This window comes from Streptomyces sp. NPDC028305 (assembly GCF_055569495.1).
This window is the reverse complement of record NZ_JBVHTN010000009.1, coordinates 397,126-414,534: the sequence shown is the minus strand read 5'-3', so window position 1 is coordinate 414,534 and position 17,409 is coordinate 397,126. Positions and strand designations below refer to the sequence as shown.

Genomic DNA, 17,409 nt, shown 5'->3' with positions numbered 1-17,409 from the left:
TTGAATTGCAGATGAGAGCCGGGGAGATTTCTTTTGTCAGGGGACTTAGATTCCAAATCCGAGATCGCTTGTAAAGAAAAGGATTGACGTTTCGGGTATGCGAGCGCGACGAGAGCACACCCAGCGGGTGTGCTCTCGTCGCGCTCGGTGCCTTAAGTCAAATCGATGGACTTACACGGGGCGCCGTAGAGCTCCCCTGTGTGCGCGACGGACTCAGGGCCGCTGCACACTGCCGTCGGTGTTCCGCAGCAGCGCCCACCGGTCGTGGCCGAGAGGCTCGGGCACGGGGTAGCGCCGGGCCGCGGCCTCGTCGAAGTCAACGCCGTGGCCTGGCGCTCCGGAGGGCACAAGCAGCCCGCCGTGTGCCACCACGGTGCCGGGGAACACCTCGTGCACCGGCTCCTTGAAGACGGCTGCCTCCTGAACGCCGAAGGCCTGGCTGCTGACGTCGAGCGCGAGGGTCGCGGCCTGGGCGACGGGGCTGACGTCCGCCGGTCCGTGCGGGGCGAGGCGAACCCCGTGCAGTTCGCACAGGGCTGCCAGCTTCCGGACAGGGGTCAGGCCACCGAGGGTGGGGATGCGCACGCGCGCGAAATCGATGTCCGGCCCCCTCAGGAGCGCCACGAACTGCTGTGGGTCGCTGAAGAGCTCTCCCACGGCGAGGGGAACCGGCGAGACGGCGTGCAGCCGCGCGAAGTGCGCGGCGTCCTCGGGGGCGAGCAGGTCCTCGACGAAGTACAGGCCGATGTCCTCGACACGGCGCAGAAAGTCCGCGGCCTGACGAGGATCGAGCCGTTCGTGCACATCGTGCAGCAATTCGACGTCCTCGCCCTCGAGTTCGCGCACCCGTGCCAGCACCCGGGGGACGGTTCGCAGATACGCCGCGGAGTCCCATGGCACCCGGCGCTCGCGCACCGCCTGCGGATCGGCACCACCACCTGCCCCGTAGGTGTCCGATCCCGGCACCGCGGCCTGGATTCGCACATGCCGGTAGCCGCGCTGCCGGGCCGCGCCTACCTTGTCGGCGATCTCCTCGGCGTCGACTCCGTCGACATGCGTGTACGCTTCGGCGCCGGTGCGCACGCGGCCGCCGAACAGGGAGTACAGCGGCACGCCCAGGCGCTTCGCCTTGAGGTCCCACAGGGCCACGTCGACGCCACCGAGGGCGTTGCCGGTCACTGAGCCGCCCCGCCAGTAGGCGCTGTTGAGGATCAGCCGGTGCAGGTCTTCGATGTCGTCCGGGTCGCGTCCGGTGAGCAGCGGGGCGAGGTAGTCGTCGAGGACCGAGCGGACGGCAAGGGTGCGCTGCGGATCGCTGGCGCAGCCCAGGCCGTACAGCCCCGGCTCGTTGGTCTCGACGCGGACGATGAGATGGGGGCAGCCGTGCGGGGCGGTCAGGAAGGTGCGGACGGCCGTGATGCGGATCTTGGACCCGCGCTCATCGACCCAGGGGGCCGGAGCGAGCAGGCGGGCGAGGGCGATGACATCAGGCTCCGTCATGCGGACTCCAGCATTCGAGTAGCAGAATGACGTACTGCTATCCGAACGTATGAAGCGGGAATCCTTTTTGTCAACGGCCATGCAGATATGGCGCTTGAGGGCCGGGGGCTCGAGCTCCCGGCCCTCAAGCGCGCATGGCGCCTCGCGTATGCGCTCAGTGCTGACCGAGGCGCTTGAGGAGCATGCTCAGGGAGTGCGCCGCCTCGGTCACCGCCTGGGCCACTTCTTCGATCCGGTCGTCGCCCATCCTGCTGCGCGGCGCCGAGCAGCTCACCGCGTCACCGCCGTCCGGGGACACACCCAGCGGCACGGCGACGGACCGGATGTCCACCGCGTTCTCCCCGTCGTCCATGGCCCAGCCGCGCAGCCGCGCCTCCGCGAGTTCGGCCAGGAAGGCGTCCGGGTCGACGACGGTGTCCGGCGTGAGCTTCTCCAGCGGCCAGGTGAGCCGGCGCTGCACCTCCGCCTGGTCCAGCTGGGAGAGCACGGCCTTGCCCAAAGCCGTGGCGTGCGCCGGCAGCCGATACCCCACCGCGGAGTACGTCCGCAGCGCATGCCGTGACTCGCGCTTGGCGAGGTGGACGACGTGCGTGCCGTCGAGCCTGCCGAGATGCACCGCCTCTCCGGTCTCCTCAGCCAGGGCGTCGAGCACCGGCCCGGCCAGGCTCGCGACGTCGTCACCGGCCAGATACGCGGTGCCGGTGAGCAGGGCCTTCAAGCCCAGGCTGTAGCGCGTGCCGGACGGGTCGACGTCCACCCAACGCCTGGCCTGCATGGTCCGCAGGATCGCGTGCAGGCTGCTCTTGGGCACGGCCATCGCGCTCGCCATTTCCGCGAGCGAGAGGCGGGCACCGTCCCGCCCGAGGAGTTCGAGCACCTCCAGGACCCGAGCCGCGGACTTGACCTCTTCGACCTTGCGGACCCCCGCGGCGTCCGTCACCGATTCCACTGCCCCTCCGCTTCCCGCCCAGATCCCGACTGGACCGTCACCCACGCTCAATCCCGCCCTGCGTCTTGACGCTATATCACGACGAGCCTAAGTTCAGTCACTCCAACGCCATTCGGCCTTCTGAACGGTCGACCCTAGGTAGGGGTTCATGCGTATCTCAACTTCCCGCAAGGCCAAGTACGTCGCCACCGCCGTGGCCACCACGCTGACACTCAGTGCTCTGACGGCTTGCGGCGGCAGCGGCTCCGGTGGCTCGGACGCCAAGAGTCTCAAGATGTGGACCTTCAAGCAGTCCCATGTCAAGGCTCTGCGCAACGCAGCCAAGGAGTTCAAGAAGGAGACCGGCATCTCCGTCGGCATCGAGGTCTTCACCCCTGAAGAGGCCTATATGACCAAGGTGCAGAGCGCCGCCAAGACCGGCGATCTGCCCGACGTCCTCGAGGTGCACTCCGACGGCGAGGACCGCGTCCTCGGCGCGGCCGGCATCGCCGTAGACCTGCGCGACGACTACAAGGGCGACTGGCTCAACGAGATCCAGGACTCCGTGCACGAATCCGGCCTCATCACGCCCGAACGCTTCAAGAAGTCCCAGAACACGAAGTCCTCGGACAACGGCATCAAAGAGGGCGCGCGCTACAGCGTCCCGCTGACCATCGGCACGTTCGGCATCGTCTACGCGAACAAGCAGAAGCTGGTCGACGCCGGGATCAAGCAGCCCCCGGAGACCTGGGAGGACCTGATCTCCGCCCTCAGGGCGACGACGAAGAAGGACCCGAAGAACGGCGGCCTCACCACAGGTCTCAAGGCCAAAGGCCCCGGCCTCAACTGGATACTTCAGCCGCTCGCCTTCGCCCAGTTGGGCAAGAAGGGCTACGAGGACCTGTGGGGCAAGGACAAGAGCGCCGACTTCGGCTCCCCGAACGGCGTCAAGGTGCTCTCCCAGTACAACCAGCTCACCCCGTACTGGACACCCGGCACTCAGTCGCTCGACGTCGACCAGGCGGACCAGACCTTCGCCCAGGGCAAGGCTGCGTTCGACGTCGGCGGCACGTTCACCCTCGCCTTCCTCCAGCAGAACGGCATGAACCCGGACGACGTCTACGCCTTCGGCCTGCCCGCCCCCAAGAGCGGCGCGGTCCCCGACCGGGCGCTGGCCCCGATGGCGCTCACCGGCATCACCCTCAGCTCGGCGAGCAGGCAGCCGGACAACGCCAAGAAGTGGATGCGGTTCCTGGCCGGCAAGAAGGTCGCCGCCCAGTTCGCGCAGGACGCCACCGACCTGCCGGCCACGGACCTCGGCGCCGACGCCGCCAAGGCGCTCGGCCCGACGCTCAACTCCATGGTCCAGAGCTTCAAGGGCACGCCCGAGACGACGTACGACGCCAACCTCAACCAGAACTTCCAGTCCCCCGGCTACGAGCAGAACGACGTCGGCGACATCCTCGCCGACATGTCCCCGCTCAAGCGCGCCTCCGTCGAATCCACCGCGCGCAAGATCAGCAACCTGAACCAGTCGTACTGGAAGGCAGCCGGCCAGTGACGCTCCAGCCCACGCTCCCCGCGAGGGTGGAGAAGGGCCGCACCGCGGTGCCCGGGGGCGGGCCCTCACGACGCAAGGACCGCCGGTACGAGGCGCTCACGGGCTATCTGTTCATCGCGCCGGCCGTCGTGCTGTTCCTGGTGATGGGCCTGTACACGGTCGGCTACGGATTCACTCTGTCCTTCGCCAAGTGGAACGGTTTCGCCCCGAACTGGGAGTGGGTCGGCCTCGACAACTACAAAGACCTGTTGTGGCGCGACCCCGTGTACGCGCCCCGCGTCCGGCATGCCGCCGCCAACACGATCTGGGTGATGGTCGCTGCCCCCGCACTGACCGTTGTCGTCTCGTTTCCGCTCGCGGTGCTCCTCAACCAGGTCAAGCGGTTCCAGGGCGTCCTGCGCTCGGTCTACTTCCTGCCATATGTCACCAGCGGCGTCGCGGTGTTCTTCGCCTGGCAGTACATCCTCCAGCCGGACGGGGCCATCAACTCCCTGCTCAGCGGCCTGGGTCTGGGCTCGCTCCAGCAACCCCAGGGCTGGCTCGGCAATCCCTCCACGGCCATGCCCACCATGATCTTGATCACCGTGTGGGGCCATGTCCCCGTGGCGATGCTGCTGTACCTGACGGGGCTACAGGGCATCGACCGCAGCATCCTCGAAGCCTCCGAACTGGACGGCGCGGGCTGGTGGCGCACCAACATGTCCGTCGTGTGGCCGCTGGTCAGACCGATCACCGCGATCGTCCTGCTGCTGAATCTGCGCGAGGCGCTCCAAGGGTTCCAGACGTTCCTCGTGATGACCAACGGGGGCCCCGGAGACCACACCAATGTCCTCGGCCTGGAGGCCTACCGGCTGGCCTTCCTCAAAAACCTCTCCCCCACCCTCGGCCTGGCAAGTGCCCTGGGCTGGCTCCTGTTCGCGGCCGCCCTCGTCCTCGCCCTGATCAACCTGCGAGCGCTGCGGAGCAAGACATGACAACGATATCAACGGCCCGGCCCCAGCCGGTCCGCCCCGCCCGACGAGCGCCGTCCGGCCGCTCGTCGGCCCGGATCGTCATGGGCGTGCTGCTCACCCTGTACGCGCTGGTCAGCGTCTACCCGTTCCTGTGGATGGTGTCGGCGGCGTTCAAGGACCAGGTCGAGGTGGTGCGCGGCGGTCATCTGATCCCGGACCACCCCACGCTCCAGACCCTGGTCGACACCTGGAACGAGCTGCACTTCTTCGACTTCTTCGTCAACAGCGTCCTGGTGACGCTGTACACGGTCGTACTGACCGTGGTGTTCTACGCGGCGGCCGGCTACGCGTTCGCGGTGCTGCGCTTCCCAGGACGCGGTGCGCTACAGAAGCTGTTCGTCGCGCTGCTGTTCGTGCCGGGTGTGACGGTGATGCTGCCGATCGTGCTCCTGGAGAACAGGATGGGCATCCTCGGCACACACTGGGGGCTGGTGCTCCCGTTCGTGAACGGCGGAGCGCCCCTGTCGATCCTGCTGATGACCGGGGCGTTCTCCGCGGTCCCCACGGAGCTGCGCGACTCCGCGCGGGTCGACGGCGCCGGGGAACTGCGCATCTTCACACAGGTCTATCTGCCACTCGCCCGGCCCGCGTTGATCACCGTCGCCCTGCTCACGGCGATCCCCACCTGGAACGAGTACCTGCTGACCCGTGTGTCGCTCAACGATCCGTCCCAGTACACCCTGCCCCTCGGTCTCCAGGTGCTCTCCTCCGAGAACGTGCCGCACTACAACAACCTGATGGCCGGCGCCCTCATCGTGGTGGTCCCCGTGATCCTCCTCTTCCTGTGCCTCCAGAAGTACTTCGTCAACGGCCTGGTCGGGGCGGTGAAGGGCTGATGCGTGTCCTGATCACCGGCGCCGCGGGACACATCGGCGTCCATGCCACCCGCGCACTGGCCTCCGCAGGACACGAGTTAACGCTCATGGACCGGGTGCCGTTCGACGCCCCTGCCCGTACCCGTGTCCTGATCGGCGATCTGCGGGACGCCGACCTCGTCCGCAAGGCGGTGGACGGTGCGGAGGCCGTCGTCCACCTCGGGGCGATCCCCCACCCGAACGCGGAGGACGGCAGCGCCCTGTTCGCCGCCAACTGCCTCACGGCCCACCGCGTCCTCGACGAGGCCGGACGGGCGGGCGCGCACCGCATCGTCGCGGCGTCCAGCCTGGCAGCCGTCGGTCTCGCCTGGTCACCGATCCCCGTCTCACCCCGCTACGTCCCCCTGGACGAGGACCACCCGACGCTCGTACGCGACCCGTACGGCCTGTCCAAACTCGTCCTGGAGGAGACGGCCCGCAGCACACACCGACGCTGGGGCACGGACATCGTCTGTCTGCGCTTCCCCTTCACCGGGACCGGTCAGCGACTCACGGACCAACTGGCCCACGTCGCGGCCGATCCCGGCGCCCACCGGCACGACCTGTGGGCCTGGCTCGACACCCGGGACGCGGCCGCCGTGATCAGCCGTGCCCTGGCTGCCACCGTGACCGGCTGCCACGTCCTCAACGTCGCGGCAGCCGACACATCATCACCGCTGAACACCGGCGAACTGCTGCACCAACACCACCCGGGCGTACCGGCCTTCGAACCGCTGCCCGACCGCATTTCACTGATCGACACCAAGGCATGCGCGGACCTGCTCGGCTTCACCCCGCGCCATTCCCGTCCATCCGTCCAAGGAGAGTGCCCCGGATGACCGCACACCCCAGATCTCTGTCCCGTCGAGGATTCCTCGCCGCCGGCGCCGCTGCGACCACCGCCGTCGCGGCGGGTACCGGCAGCGCCACAGCAGCCCCGACACACAAGCCATCCGCACGCGCCCACATCTTCTACTACCCCTGGTACGGGAACCCTGAGGTGTACGGCGAGTGGCGGCACTGGCAGCAGGGCGAGCTGACCCCGCCCGAGGCGCTCAGCTCCAACTACTACCCCGTGCTCGGCCCCTACGACTCCGGTGACCGGCGCGGCGCCGTCGACCGGCACATGCGCTGGCTACGGCAGGCCGGCACCGGCGTGCTGGTCAGCAGCTGGTGGGGGCAGGGCAGTTACGAGGACCGGATGGCACCGGTTGTCCTCGACGCCGCGGCCGCCGCCGGCCTCCAGGTGGCCTGGCACATCGAGCCGTACGGGGGCCGCGACGCCACCTCGGTGGTCGCCGACATCCGCTATCTCACCGAACACTACGGCGACCACCCGGCCTTCCACCGCGACGCGGAGCGCGGCGGGCGGTGCGCCTATTACGTCTTCAACAGCCTTCTGACGGTGGACTGGTCGCCGCTTCACGAGGTCGACGACCGGGCGATCGTGATGGCCCAGACCTGGGACCTGTCCCGGATCGGCGACTTCGGCGGCGTGTACACCTACGACGCGATCGCCACAGCCAACAAGCCGGACTGGTCCCAGGTCGCCGCCTTCTGCGCGGAGCGCGGCATGGTGTGGGCGCCGTCGCTCGGCCCCGGTTACATCGACGACCGGGCCGTCCCCGGCAACACGACACCGACCCTGGACCGGTCGCGGGGACGGACGTACGACCTGGAGTGGGAGTACGCCCTGTCCACCGGGAACTCGGGCGGCGTCCCGGACTGGGTGAGCATCACCTCGTTCAACGAATGGCACGAGGGCACCCAGATCGAACCGGCCACCGCCGACACTCCAGGCCCTCTCGACTACCTCTCGTACGAGGGAGCCTACGGCCGTAAGGGCGACCGCGCGCAGACGGCCTACCTGGACCGCACGGCGTATTGGGTCGCCCGCTTCGAAGCCGCCCACGCTCGGCAGCGGGACTGACGCGGCGTTGCCGGTGCCCGGGGCGCCGCGCCCCGGGCACCGGGGGGCTCACCTCTTCTGCTCGACCCGGACCCAGTCGATCTCCGCCTGCACTCCCCCGGCGGCGATCTTGTCGACGCTGGACTGCGGCAGACCCCAGTAGGGGGTGGTGACCTGGTTCCAGCCGGCCGGGTAGGCGCCGCCGAGGGCGAGGTTCAGGATGACGTGCTGATTGCGGTCGAAGACCCACTGGCCCCGCGTGGACTCCAACTTGTTGCGGGTCGTCTCCTGCACCAACTGGTCGTCGACGTAGAACCGCATGGTCGTCGGCGTCCACTCCACGGCATAGGTGTGCCACTGGTCGGCGCGGCCGCCGCTCGGGTAGATCTTGGCGCGCGCCGATGTTGCCGTCGGCGGAGTAGCCGGGTCCGTGCAGTGCGGTGCTGGTCCAGTCGGCGTAGCCGATGTTCTCCATGATGTCGGTCTCACCGGAGGAGGGCCACGACACGGCCGGGTCGTCGACATTGCTGCCGAGCAGCCAGAACGCGGGCCAGAAACCGTCCCCGACGGGCAGTTTCATACGGGCGCTGACCCGGCCGTAGGTGAAGTCGAACTTGCGGAGGAGACCTCGATCTGCTGCGGGATGTCCTGCTCCGTCCGCACCCGGCAGCGGTGCGGACGGATCTGGCCCGTACGGCAGCCGGTATCACCGGGCCGCGGGCGGAAGAACGTGCGGAGTGCGGACGCACCCGCCCCCGCTGGACCGTCGTGGGCCCGGGGCCCGCAGTTGCGCCCGGCTGGGGTGACGGCCCGGTTCGGCCGCGTCAGGGAGCGGTGTCGGGGCCGATGCCCTGCGCACGGGCGAGGCGAACAGATCGGCTGGTCCCCCGGCACGCCGACGGCGTCGAAGGAAATCAGGGGCGACAGCCAGACGGACAACGCACGGCGTCCACTTCGCCAGCCAGGTGACATTCACAGTGGTGTCCTCGGCCGACGGCGCACGGAGCCTACTCGCTTCCGGTGAACATGTTGATCAGGCCGTGGGGTGCGTCGTATCCGTAGAACAACTCGTGGACGTAGGCGCCTTCGGTGGCGGCCGCGGAGATCCCGACCGCCGAGCCGAACTGGGTGCACGTGTACAACAGCCCGCCCTCCAGGCCCTGATCGTCCTTGGCCACGCCGTCGGTCGCTGCGATGGTGAGCGGACCGTAAGCGAGGGCGAAGGCGTGGCCCGCGATGATCAGGCTCAGAACACCGGGGCGAAGAACACGCGCTGCGCCCCCTCCGCAACCCAGGCCGCCCCCTTTATCTGTACCCGGAGGTTCGCGTGAGTGCCCAGCGCAGAGGTTAAAGATCAAGCTAAGCTAAGTTCCCGTTCCACATCCCGAACCCGTTCAGACCAGCAGTGCATGACCGGCCATCATGAATTCCGACCCGTAATGTCGATAGTAGCCACACTGGCGCCATAATGGCACATCGAGCTTGTAATGAATTTAGGTGATTAACATGTCCGAGGTCAGGGTGGCGTTTACCCGGGGCGTTGAGTTTGATGAATTGGTCGAGCATGCTCGCGATCAAGGCTGGAGAGCGGAGACGCCTTCAGGTTATCCGGTTCCCGCTACCGACCCCCTTGAAGCAGATGCCTACGTTTTCCTCTGGCGGTTCGGTGTCGATGGAATCGCTCGATTCGTGGACGACGAGGTGACTGAGGTCCAGTTCATTCAACTAGACGGAGAGGGTGCTCATACTACCGCCACCATCTTGGCGGAAAAGTTTTCAACTGTAAGTTATGCCGACTGCCTCAATCTCCTTAATGGCCAGATTTCCACCGACGAGAGCGTCTTCCGGGGAGCCGAAGGGCAAGCCGCTGGACAGTACGCTGTCCGCATAGCCGCCACTGGCGAGATAGAGGGCGAGGCCCCAGGTGTGCAGGATGCCGGTGAACGGTAGTCGGCACAGCGGAAGCGGATCGCTGTCGGGCAACTCGCCTGCTGCATAGGCAATCCGCTGAGGTAGGTCACACCTGTCAGCTGCGGCCAGTTTTGGCGGGCGTGGTCGTTCAGCCGTTGGCACAGGTGGTGCTGCATGGACTCGGGCGGTGTGCGGCGGTGGCCGTGGTCGTCGACGAACAGACTCGCAGGGCATTGCTGCGGATCGCCTCCGCGGCAAAATAGCAGGTCAGGCAGGTGCTGCGAACCCGGATCGTGCTGGCGGCACCGGACGGGGTGGGCAGACGAATGGACTATGACCGTCTGCTGCAACGCAACGCCACGCGTTGCGCAGGCGTCGTTCGGCGCGCTTGACACCTACCAGTGCGGAGCGGTCCGAATCGCGTCGGCTGCGGCACGCAGAAGGCAACAACTCTCAGGATGACACTCCGTAGCAGGTGGCAATCGCGGCGGCGCGGTCGCGCAAGGAGGAGCGCAACCACTGCGGGGCCAGGGCTTCCGCGTTCGTGGCGAGCTGCCACAGCGCCCATTCGGCGTGTCGTGAATCCTGGAAGGTCACCTCCAGCCGCAACCAGCCGTCAGGGTCGGTTTCTTCGGCGATGACGGCCAGCGCTGTGCCCACCAGGTCCTCGCGCCGCGCCGGGTTCACCCGTACCAGCACCGCGACTTGGTCGCCGCCGGTCCGGAACCGTGTGCTGCGTTCCTGCCAGGCCCGGTCCAGATCGACCCGGTCTGGTCGCTGTGCGGGTTCGTCGAGTTCCTTGGCGGCCAACACCCGGGCCAGCCGGTAGGTGCGGTCCGCGCCAGACCTCGTGGCCAGCAAGTAGCCCTGGCCGCGTACGGTGACCAGGCCGATCGGGTCCACGGTGCGCCACTTCGGGGCCTGGTCCACAGCCGCGTAGTGGATGCGCAGCTTGTGTCCGGCGAACACCGCGCGCCGGACCTCGGCCACTACGGTGTCGGGCACCTCCTCAGCGACCACGCGGCGCGAGAGGAGGTCGGTCTCCGGGTCGATGAGCAATCGCTGCGCCGCGCCGGCCGCGGTGTCCCGATGGCCTTCGGGCAGCGCGTCAACCACCTTGAGCATGGCCGAAGCGAGCGCCGAGCCGAGGCCGAACACCTGCGCGCCACGCCGTGATCCGGCGACCAGCAGGGCGAGCGCCTCGTCGTGGTTCAGTCCGGTGAGCTCTGTCTGGAAACCGGGCAGCAATGCGAAACCGCCGTGCCGACCGCGTTCGGCGTAGACCGGGACGCCGGCTGCGGACAACGCCTCGATGTCACGCAGCACGGTCCGGGTGGACACGTCCAGCTCGCGGGCCAGCGTGGCCGCGGACAGTCGACCGCGCTGGCGCAGCAGCAGCACCAGTGAGACCAATCGGTCGGCGCGCATACGAAAAATTCTACCGGAATACACGACACAGGATGTCGTGGTTCGTTGAGAGGCTTTCAACACGACGTCAGCGATTGGCCGGCTACCGAGCCGATGGACGTACGTACGCCTAATGAATCGAATGGAGCCGATGTGGCATTGGAACGAACGGCAGTCAACCCGGTGACGTGGTCGATGGAGATGGGATTCAACCAGGGTGAGATCGTCTCCGGGCACACCCGCACCCTGTACTGCTCCGGGCAGACCGCGATGAGCAGCGACGGCAAGCCCCAGCACGACGGTGACATGGCGGCCCAATTGGCGCTGAGCCTCGACAACCTGGAGGCCGTGCTCGGCGAGGCCGGCATGTCCCTCACGAACCTCGTCCGGCTCAACGTCTACACCACCGACGTCGATCTGCTTTTCCAGCACTACGGCGTGCTGGCGTCGCGGTTGGGCGCTGCCAGGGTGGCGCCGACCACCACGATGCTCGGGGTGACACGGCTGGCGATCCCCACACTGATGGTCGAGCTCGAGGGGACCGCCGTCGCGTGATGCGACCTCGCCACCTCCGCTGCTCGTGCCGGTTGAACCGGCACGAGCAGCAGGCAGGTGGGTGATTTCCGGTGCTCAGAATGGTGACGATCGGAGACGGAGCGATCGTTGGGGGCTGCGACGCTACCGCGGGTAATCACTGGCCTCGGCTCCCAGGACGTTCAGCAGGGCCAGGGCCTCGGCGTCGGGGGATTCTGGCGGCGCGCTGTAGAGCACGAGGTGCTGGTCGCGGTCCGTGAGTGCGAGTGTGTCGCAGTCGAGGGTGATCTCGCCGACGGCCGGGGGACGGAAGGTCTTCGTGAGCATCGGCGCGGCCTGTACGTCGTGCCGTTCCCAGAGCCGGTGGAAGTCGGGGCCGGCGTTGTGGAGTTCGTCGATGAGGCCGGTCACCGCGGGATCGGTGGGGCAGCGGGCGAGGGTGGCGCGGAGCTGCATCACGACGTTCAGCCGGAACTCGGCGGCGATCCCGTAGAGCGTCACGTCGGCGCGCTGTGGCCCGGGGAAGGCCCGGCGCGCGAGGTTGCGGTCCTCGGGGGCGAGTGGGGCGAAGTCCTCCATGAGGGCGGCCGCGAGGTCGTTCCAGGCGAGGACCTCGAACGCTGCGGACATCACGAAGCCGACCGTCTGCGGCAGCCGCTCGAGGAGTGCGAGGATGCTCGGGCGGACGTCGCGCCGGTGCAGCCGGGCACGGGTCGGCGCGGTGCCCGCGAGGACGTGGAGGTGGTCGGTCTCGGCGTCGGTGAGCCGCAGCGCGCCTGCGATCGCGGCCAGGACATCGCCCGAGGGGCGTGGCGCCCTGCCCTGCTCGAGCCGGATGTAGTACTCCGTGGAGATGTGCGCGAGGACCGCCACTTCCTCGCGGCGAAGACCCGGTGTCCGGCGTCGCGGGCCGGAGGGAAGGCCGGCGTCCTGCGGCCGGAGCCGCTCGCGGCGGCTGCGGAGGAACACCCCGAGTTCCTGCTTGTCCATACGCCCAGTGTGCGCGGCGCGGCGGCGGATCCTGGTACCGCTTGTGCCTGTATCGGGCCGGCAGCGGGCCGGACGCTGTTGCCATGACGAACAACACGAACAACATCGACAGCGCACCCATCGGCCTGCTCACCGGCAAGGTCCTGTTCATCACCGGCGCCAGCCGCGGCATCGGGGCCGCCGCGGCCCGGCTCTTCGCCTCCGAGTGCGCCGGTGTCGTGCTCGCCGCCCGCAGCACCGACGCCCTCGACCGCATCGTGAAGGAGATCCGCGCCGACGGCGGTGTCGCCGACGCCGTCACCCTGGACCTCGGCGACCCCTCAAGCATCCGCGCCGCCATCGACCGCGTCGAGGAACTGCACGGACGGCTCGACGGCGCCCTCAACAACGGCGCGGTGATCCAGCAACCCGGCCCACTCGACACCACCAGCGACCAGGACATCAACACGCAGTTCGCCGTCAACTTCCGCGCGCACTGGACCGCCATGACCGCCGAGGCCGCAATCATGCGCCGCAACGGCGGCGGGGCGATCGTCAACACCTCCAGCATCGGCAGCCGCCGCGCGAACCCCGCCCTGCCCGCGTACGCCGCCATGAAGCGCGCGCTCAACAGCCTCACCGAGACCGCCGCCGTGACCTGGGCCGGTGACAGTATCCGAGTGAACGGCATCACCCCCGGCGGCACCGCCACGGAGATGATCGACGAGTGGGAGGCAGCGACTCCCGGCATCGTCAAGCAGATGACCGCGACGATCCCGCTCGGCCAGATGGCCGAGCCCCGGCAGATCGCCGAGGCGACCGCGTGGCTGCTCAGCGACCGGGCCTCTTACGTGACCGGCGCGATCCTGCCGGTCGACGGCGGCGCCGGCGCCTGAAAGGGAGAGCCTGGGCAAGCCGTGGCGGCACCACGCCGTACCTCATCAGCAGCAGCAGCCCAGGGCCTCGGCCAAAGCCCGGAGCCGGGCTGTAGCCGCCATCAGCCTGCGCAGTGGTGCCCCCTACGATCCAAGGTCAGCCGTACATCGCCACGCGGTACAGAGTCGCAAGCGCGTCGTCGATGGGATGGGGCTGCGGCTTGCCGAAGGAGTCGAGCCTGTTCCACCTCTGCATGTTCACCGCGACTGCCATCTGCCGCGTGCCGTCGGCACGGGTCATGGCCAGGGCTCCACCGCCCCAGACCGTGCCGCCATGGCCCCAGAAGGTGCCCTGACCGGGACCCTCCATTAGGTGCAGGCCGAGGCCATAATCGATCGTCTTCCCCTCTTGGGAGACGACCGGGACAGTGCGCTGCATCTGCGCCAGCGATGACGGACTGACGATCTTCCCGGCCAGCAGCATGCCGTAGAAGCGGTTGAGGTCCGAGACGGTTGATATCAGCGAGGCCGACGGCCCCACCCACGACATGTCGTAAACGCTGTAGTCGCGCGGCGGGTCGATCATGCCGAACCAGGCCTCATAGAGCTGCGAGTGCGGCCCGTTGACGTGCGGTCCGGCGGGGAGTTCGGTGTCCCGGAGTCCGGCGCGCTCGATGACGTTCCGGGTGATGTACCGCTCCGCCGTGATGCCGGTCGCCTGTTCCAGCAGTTGGACGAGAAGCAGGTAGTTGGTGTTGGAGTACACCCCCGGAGTGCCGCCCGGGGCGCCGACGGCAGGTGCGGTGACCCCCATCTCGATCAGTTCAGTGGGGTCGAACCGCGTGAGCCGGTGGTCGTCCAGGCTCTGGGGTCCAGTGTCCGCGAGGACGGGGTACGCCTTGAGTGAGGGGTAGGCGTACGGGAGGTACTCGGCGAGGCCGCTGGTGTGGTTCATCAGCATCCGGACCGTGATCGCGTCACCGCGTTCTCCGGGAACCAGCTTCGGGAGGTATCGGCCGATCGGTGTGTCGAGCCCGATGTGGCCGCTCTCGACCTGCTGTAGGACCGCGGCGGCGGTGAAGGTCTTGGTGATGCTGCCGACGCGGTGCCGCATGTCGGCGGTGACGGGGCGGCCGGTGGCCACATCGGCGACCCCGGCGGCGCCGCGCCAGACCTGGTTGCCGTCTCGCACCTCGGCGAACAGGCCCGGCATCCTGGCGCGGTGGACGATTTCGATGGCCGCGTCCAGCGCCGCGGAATCCAGTGGGTTCTTCACGTCATGCGTCCTTTCGTAATCCCCGGGGTGAGCTACGCATCGGCCGCCTGACCCCCGGATAACAGGGCACGAGTGGCATGCCGGCCCACCTCCTGCCGGACTGTCCGGCATACTCATGCCTTCATGCCCTCATTATGCACGCGGTGCGTGCAACGCCAAGCGCATAGGTCAGGCTGAGAACCGTCGAAAGGAGCGAGATGGCAGGCCGAAGGTGCTGGTCGACCGAGGAGATCCTGGATGCGGCAGCGGAAGCTCGCCGTGATCGGGGGGCGTTACGCGTCAAGCGGCACCGGTTCCCGGCTGGTCAACGAAGAGGTGCTTCAGGCGCTGCGGGCGTCGGGCCTGCCCGACGAGGTCCGCCCCCTCGGGGCGGACCGCCGCGCCGCATTCGCAGAGATCCTCGCGGCCCGCACCTGGCCAGGTGCACGAGAAGGCGTCCCGCCACGGAACTGGTACTGAGAAGCCGCGAAACTCAGATCATGCGGCGTAGCGCGGTCTCCACGGCATCGATCAGCGGATCACCTTCGGATCGTGGGTGCCGTGCGAGACCGAGTTCGATGTCCGGCAGGGTGGGCAGGGCGTCCGCGTCGTGGCAGACCATGGCCGGTTCGAGGTTCGTCGGCAGGAGCGCCGCGACGCCGAGTCCGGCCCGTATCGCGGCGAGCACACCGACCAGGCTGTTGCTTTCGAATGCCACCCGCCAGGGCCGATCGGCACGTTCCAGCGTTTCCAGCACCGACGTACGCCAGGAGCACGTGTTCGAGAACAGCACCACCGGCAGCGGATCGGCAGCCACGTCCACACCCTGGCCGATCGCCCAGACCAGCGGGCGGCGTACCGTCCAGCGCGGCGGTCCGGGAACGGCCGGCACCTCGTTGAGCACCAGTTGGACGCGGCCCTCGTCGTAGGCCTCCCGCATCGCGGCGCTGGACATGCTGAGCACCTCCAGCGTCGCGCTGGGGTGCAGCCGGGCGAGGTCGGCGAGGGCCTGCGGAAGCTGGGACGCGGCGAGGTCTTCGAGCAACCCGACGCCGCAGCGGCCGCTGAGCGTGCGCCCGGTTTCGCTGAGTGCCTGTGCGGAGAGCGAGAGAATGCGTTCGGCGTACGGCAGGAGTTCCTCCCCCGCCCTGGTCAGCGAGACACCGGACGGTGATCGGTGAAGCAGCGGACGGCCGATGGCCCTCTCCAGCTTGCGCACTTGCTGGCTGAGCGCGGGCTGGGTATGTCCAAGCGTGGTCGCGGCGCGGCTGATGCTGCCCGCCTGCACGATGGTGACGAAGGACCGCAGCAATGCGGTTTCAAGATCCCTGGCCATAAACGTTCATTATGTCGGCTCCAGCAAATGAACCACTACCTATGGCATGACGGAGGATCTAGCGTCACGCAGGTGACCGGATACCGACAGATACTCGCCATGCCAGGGATGGCATCGCTGTTGGGCGTTTCCTTCCTCGCCCGTACCGCGATCACGGCTGTCGTGATGGCGCTGACGATGTATGTCGTGCTGGGCCTGAACATGAGCTACGCGGCAGCCGGCGGTGTCGCGGCAGCTCTGACCACCGGGCTGGCGCTGGGCGGGCCGCTGCTTGGCCGCATGATCGATCGGCGGGGCCTGCGCACGGTGCTGCTGGTCACTGTCGCAGTGCAGTTCGTGTGCTGGCTGAGCGTGCCGATCCTGCCGTACAAGGCCCTGCTGGGTGCCGCTTTTGCGGCGGGTCTGCTGATGGTGCCGACCCAGTCGGTGACCAGGCAGGCGATCGCCGCGATGACGACGGCGGGACAGCGCCGGGCGGCGTTCGCGCTGGAATCGGTGCAGGGCGAGCTGTCGTACATGGTGGGCCCGGCAGTCGTGATCCTGTGCGCCGCGACGGTGTCCCCCGGTGTGGTGGTGTGGGGGCTCGGCGCCGCGATCGTGGCCGGCGGAACCGGGGTCGCCTTGCTCAACCCGCCGCTGCGCGCCGAGGACGAGGCGGATGCCGGCACGGCCGGACGGCCCCCGCGACGGGAGTGGCTGGGCATCGACATGATTGCCGTACTGGCGATGGCGTTCGGTACCACGACGCTGCTCAGCGGCGTCGACCTCGCCATCGTCGCCACGCTCGAAGAAGCAGGTCAGGTGTCCTGGGCCGCTGTGGTCGTGGCCGTGCTCGGCGTGACCTCTGTCGTCGGCGGGCTGATCTACGGCGCGCTGTCCCGGTCGCTGCCCATGTGGTTGCTGCTCGGCTTGCTCGGGCTCGTGACGATTCCCGCCGGGCTTGCCCACGACTGGCCCTGGTTGTGTGTGGCCGTTGTCGGCACTGGGCTTTTCACCGCGCCGACCCTTTCCGCGGTGGCCGACGCGGTGAGCCGGCTGACGCCAGCCGGCGTGCGGGGTGAGGCGACAGGTCTGCAATCCTCAGCGCAGAGCGCGGGTTTCGCGCTCGGATCCCCGATCGTCGGGGTGGCGATCGACGCCTCCGTGCCGGCGGGCGGCTTCGCGGCAGCCGGGCTGGCCGGCCTCGCCGCCGCGCTGACTGGATGCCTGCTGTCCCGCCGCCGTCCCTCGCCCCGGCCGCCCACTCCGGCTCGTGGCGAGTCGGTGAGAAGAACAGAGGCGACTCACGTGCAGTGATCGGCCAAACGCCTCCTGCCGGGGCCCGGGGGCCGGATGGTCTTGGCAGCAGCGGCAATGC

At 68.4% G+C, this 17,409-nt stretch carries 17 protein-coding genes and 1 pseudogene; 10 read left to right on the top strand and 8 right to left on the bottom strand.

Translation table 11 applies throughout. The features are described 5' to 3' along the window. Positions 1 to 213 precede the first annotated feature (213 nt). On the bottom strand, positions 214 to 1,500 hold the full coding sequence (locus ACZ4WQ_RS37025; protein WP_398375111.1) for an enolase C-terminal domain-like protein: 1,287 nt from the start codon (positions 1,498 to 1,500) through the stop codon (positions 214 to 216). Positions 1,501 to 1,654: 154 nt separating this feature from the next. After that, positions 1,655 to 2,449, bottom strand: coding sequence for an IclR family transcriptional regulator (locus ACZ4WQ_RS37020; protein ID WP_014181960.1), 795 nt, complete (start codon positions 2,447 to 2,449; stop codon positions 1,655 to 1,657). 148 nt (positions 2,450 to 2,597) lie between these two features. Here ACZ4WQ_RS37020 and ACZ4WQ_RS37015 point away from each other — a divergent pair, with 148 nt between their 5' ends. The 5 genes from ACZ4WQ_RS37015 to ACZ4WQ_RS36995 are packed head-to-tail and all read left to right on the top strand — an operon-like array spanning position 2,598 to position 7,786. After that, positions 2,598 to 3,989, top strand: a complete 1,392-nt coding sequence (locus ACZ4WQ_RS37015; RefSeq protein ID WP_398375110.1) for an ABC transporter substrate-binding protein — start codon at positions 2,598 to 2,600, stop codon at positions 3,987 to 3,989. Next, the gene (locus tag ACZ4WQ_RS37010) at positions 3,986 to 4,963 is read left to right on the top strand and encodes a carbohydrate ABC transporter permease (RefSeq protein ID WP_385338141.1); all 978 of its coding nucleotides are present in this window, start codon (positions 3,986 to 3,988) and stop codon (positions 4,961 to 4,963) included. Before ACZ4WQ_RS37015 ends, ACZ4WQ_RS37010 begins: the two co-directional genes overlap by 4 nt. Beyond that, positions 4,960 to 5,838, top strand: coding sequence for a carbohydrate ABC transporter permease (locus ACZ4WQ_RS37005; protein WP_311724111.1), 879 nt, complete (start codon positions 4,960 to 4,962; stop codon positions 5,836 to 5,838). Before ACZ4WQ_RS37010 ends, ACZ4WQ_RS37005 begins: the two co-directional genes overlap by 4 nt. Beyond that, positions 5,838 to 6,695, top strand: coding sequence for an NAD-dependent epimerase/dehydratase family protein (locus ACZ4WQ_RS37000; RefSeq protein WP_398375109.1), 858 nt, complete (start codon positions 5,838 to 5,840; stop codon positions 6,693 to 6,695). Before ACZ4WQ_RS37005 ends, ACZ4WQ_RS37000 begins: the two co-directional genes overlap by 1 nt. Next, complete coding sequence (locus tag ACZ4WQ_RS36995; RefSeq protein WP_311724109.1) at positions 6,692 to 7,786, top strand: glycoside hydrolase family 99 protein; 1,095 nt, start codon at positions 6,692 to 6,694, stop codon at positions 7,784 to 7,786. Before ACZ4WQ_RS37000 ends, ACZ4WQ_RS36995 begins: the two co-directional genes overlap by 4 nt. A gap of 48 nt (positions 7,787 to 7,834) precedes the next feature. Here ACZ4WQ_RS36995 and ACZ4WQ_RS36990 read toward each other — a convergent pair. Continuing rightward, positions 7,835 to 8,381 (bottom strand): annotated as a pseudogene (locus tag ACZ4WQ_RS36990) (glycoside hydrolase family 16 protein); the annotation flags it as partial. Positions 8,382 to 8,772: 391 nt separating this feature from the next. Next, positions 8,773 to 8,943, bottom strand: a complete 171-nt coding sequence (locus ACZ4WQ_RS36985) for a hypothetical protein (RefSeq protein ID WP_358842772.1) — start codon at positions 8,941 to 8,943, stop codon at positions 8,773 to 8,775. A 328-nt stretch (positions 8,944 to 9,271) separates the two neighbouring features. On the opposite strand from ACZ4WQ_RS36985, the gene ACZ4WQ_RS36980 reads away from it, so the two are divergent. Beyond that, positions 9,272 to 9,715: a hypothetical protein gene (locus tag ACZ4WQ_RS36980; protein ID WP_398375107.1), complete on the top strand. Its 444-nt coding sequence runs from the start codon at positions 9,272 to 9,274 to the stop codon at positions 9,713 to 9,715. A gap of 414 nt (positions 9,716 to 10,129) precedes the next feature. On the opposite strand, the gene ACZ4WQ_RS36975 is transcribed toward ACZ4WQ_RS36980, so the two are convergent. Then, positions 10,130 to 11,104 carry a helix-turn-helix transcriptional regulator gene (locus ACZ4WQ_RS36975; protein WP_311724100.1) on the bottom strand — a complete coding sequence of 325 codons (975 nt, stop codon included), beginning with the start codon at positions 11,102 to 11,104 and terminating at the stop codon, positions 10,130 to 10,132. A gap of 138 nt (positions 11,105 to 11,242) precedes the next feature. On the opposite strand from ACZ4WQ_RS36975, the gene ACZ4WQ_RS36970 reads away from it, so the two are divergent. Beyond that, positions 11,243 to 11,638, top strand: a complete 396-nt coding sequence (locus ACZ4WQ_RS36970) for a RidA family protein (protein ID WP_385338443.1) — start codon at positions 11,243 to 11,245, stop codon at positions 11,636 to 11,638. A gap of 123 nt (positions 11,639 to 11,761) precedes the next feature. Here ACZ4WQ_RS36970 and ACZ4WQ_RS36965 read toward each other — a convergent pair whose 3' ends face one another. Continuing rightward, the gene (locus ACZ4WQ_RS36965; protein ID WP_398375104.1) at positions 11,762 to 12,607 is read right to left on the bottom strand and encodes a helix-turn-helix transcriptional regulator; all 846 of its coding nucleotides are present in this window, start codon (positions 12,605 to 12,607) and stop codon (positions 11,762 to 11,764) included. 83 nt (positions 12,608 to 12,690) lie between these two features. On the opposite strand from ACZ4WQ_RS36965, the gene ACZ4WQ_RS36960 reads away from it, so the two are divergent. After that, positions 12,691 to 13,482: an SDR family NAD(P)-dependent oxidoreductase gene (locus ACZ4WQ_RS36960; protein WP_398375102.1), complete on the top strand. Its 792-nt coding sequence runs from the start codon at positions 12,691 to 12,693 to the stop codon at positions 13,480 to 13,482. A 136-nt stretch (positions 13,483 to 13,618) separates the two neighbouring features. On the opposite strand, the gene ACZ4WQ_RS36955 is transcribed toward ACZ4WQ_RS36960, so the two are convergent. Beyond that, complete coding sequence (locus ACZ4WQ_RS36955) at positions 13,619 to 14,737, bottom strand: serine hydrolase domain-containing protein (RefSeq protein WP_398375100.1); 1,119 nt, start codon at positions 14,735 to 14,737, stop codon at positions 13,619 to 13,621. Positions 14,738 to 14,974: 237 nt separating this feature from the next. On the opposite strand from ACZ4WQ_RS36955, the gene ACZ4WQ_RS36950 reads away from it, so the two are divergent. Further along, entirely contained in the window at positions 14,975 to 15,196 is a 222-nt protein-coding gene (locus tag ACZ4WQ_RS36950) for a hypothetical protein (protein ID WP_398375098.1), read from the top strand. 13 nt (positions 15,197 to 15,209) lie between these two features. Here ACZ4WQ_RS36950 and ACZ4WQ_RS36945 read toward each other — a convergent pair whose 3' ends face one another. Continuing rightward, entirely contained in the window at positions 15,210 to 16,052 is an 843-nt protein-coding gene (locus ACZ4WQ_RS36945; protein WP_385338178.1) for a LysR family transcriptional regulator, read from the bottom strand. 72 nt (positions 16,053 to 16,124) lie between these two features. Here ACZ4WQ_RS36945 and ACZ4WQ_RS36940 point away from each other — a divergent pair, with 72 nt between their 5' ends. Then, on the top strand, positions 16,125 to 17,348 hold the full coding sequence (locus tag ACZ4WQ_RS36940) for an MFS transporter (RefSeq protein WP_385338181.1): 1,224 nt from the start codon (positions 16,125 to 16,127) through the stop codon (positions 17,346 to 17,348). Positions 17,349 to 17,409: the final 61 nt, after the last annotated feature.

What these genes read in the sequence shown, in the direction of transcription:
- ACZ4WQ_RS37025 (WP_398375111.1), bottom strand. Translation starts at nt 1,500, where the DNA reads ATGACGGAGCCTGATGTCATCGCCCTCGCCCGCCTGCTCGCTCCGGCC.
- ACZ4WQ_RS37015 (WP_398375110.1), top strand. Translation starts at nt 2,598, where the DNA reads ATGCGTATCTCAACTTCCCGCAAGGCCAAGTACGTCGCCACCGCCGTG.
- ACZ4WQ_RS37005 (WP_311724111.1), top strand. Translation starts at nt 4,960, where the DNA reads ATGACAACGATATCAACGGCCCGGCCCCAGCCGGTCCGCCCCGCCCGA.
- ACZ4WQ_RS37000 (WP_398375109.1), top strand. Translation starts at nt 5,838, where the DNA reads ATGCGTGTCCTGATCACCGGCGCCGCGGGACACATCGGCGTCCATGCC.
- ACZ4WQ_RS36995 (WP_311724109.1), top strand. Translation starts at nt 6,692, where the DNA reads ATGACCGCACACCCCAGATCTCTGTCCCGTCGAGGATTCCTCGCCGCC.
- ACZ4WQ_RS36980 (WP_398375107.1), top strand. Translation starts at nt 9,272, where the DNA reads ATGTCCGAGGTCAGGGTGGCGTTTACCCGGGGCGTTGAGTTTGATGAA.
- ACZ4WQ_RS36975 (WP_311724100.1), bottom strand. Translation starts at nt 11,104, where the DNA reads ATGCGCGCCGACCGATTGGTCTCACTGGTGCTGCTGCTGCGCCAGCGC.
- ACZ4WQ_RS36965 (WP_398375104.1), bottom strand. Translation starts at nt 12,607, where the DNA reads ATGGACAAGCAGGAACTCGGGGTGTTCCTCCGCAGCCGCCGCGAGCGG.
- ACZ4WQ_RS36960 (WP_398375102.1), top strand. Translation starts at nt 12,691, where the DNA reads ATGACGAACAACACGAACAACATCGACAGCGCACCCATCGGCCTGCTC.
- ACZ4WQ_RS36950 (WP_398375098.1), top strand. Translation starts at nt 14,975, where the DNA reads ATGCGGCAGCGGAAGCTCGCCGTGATCGGGGGGCGTTACGCGTCAAGC.
- ACZ4WQ_RS36945 (WP_385338178.1), bottom strand. Translation starts at nt 16,052, where the DNA reads ATGGCCAGGGATCTTGAAACCGCATTGCTGCGGTCCTTCGTCACCATC.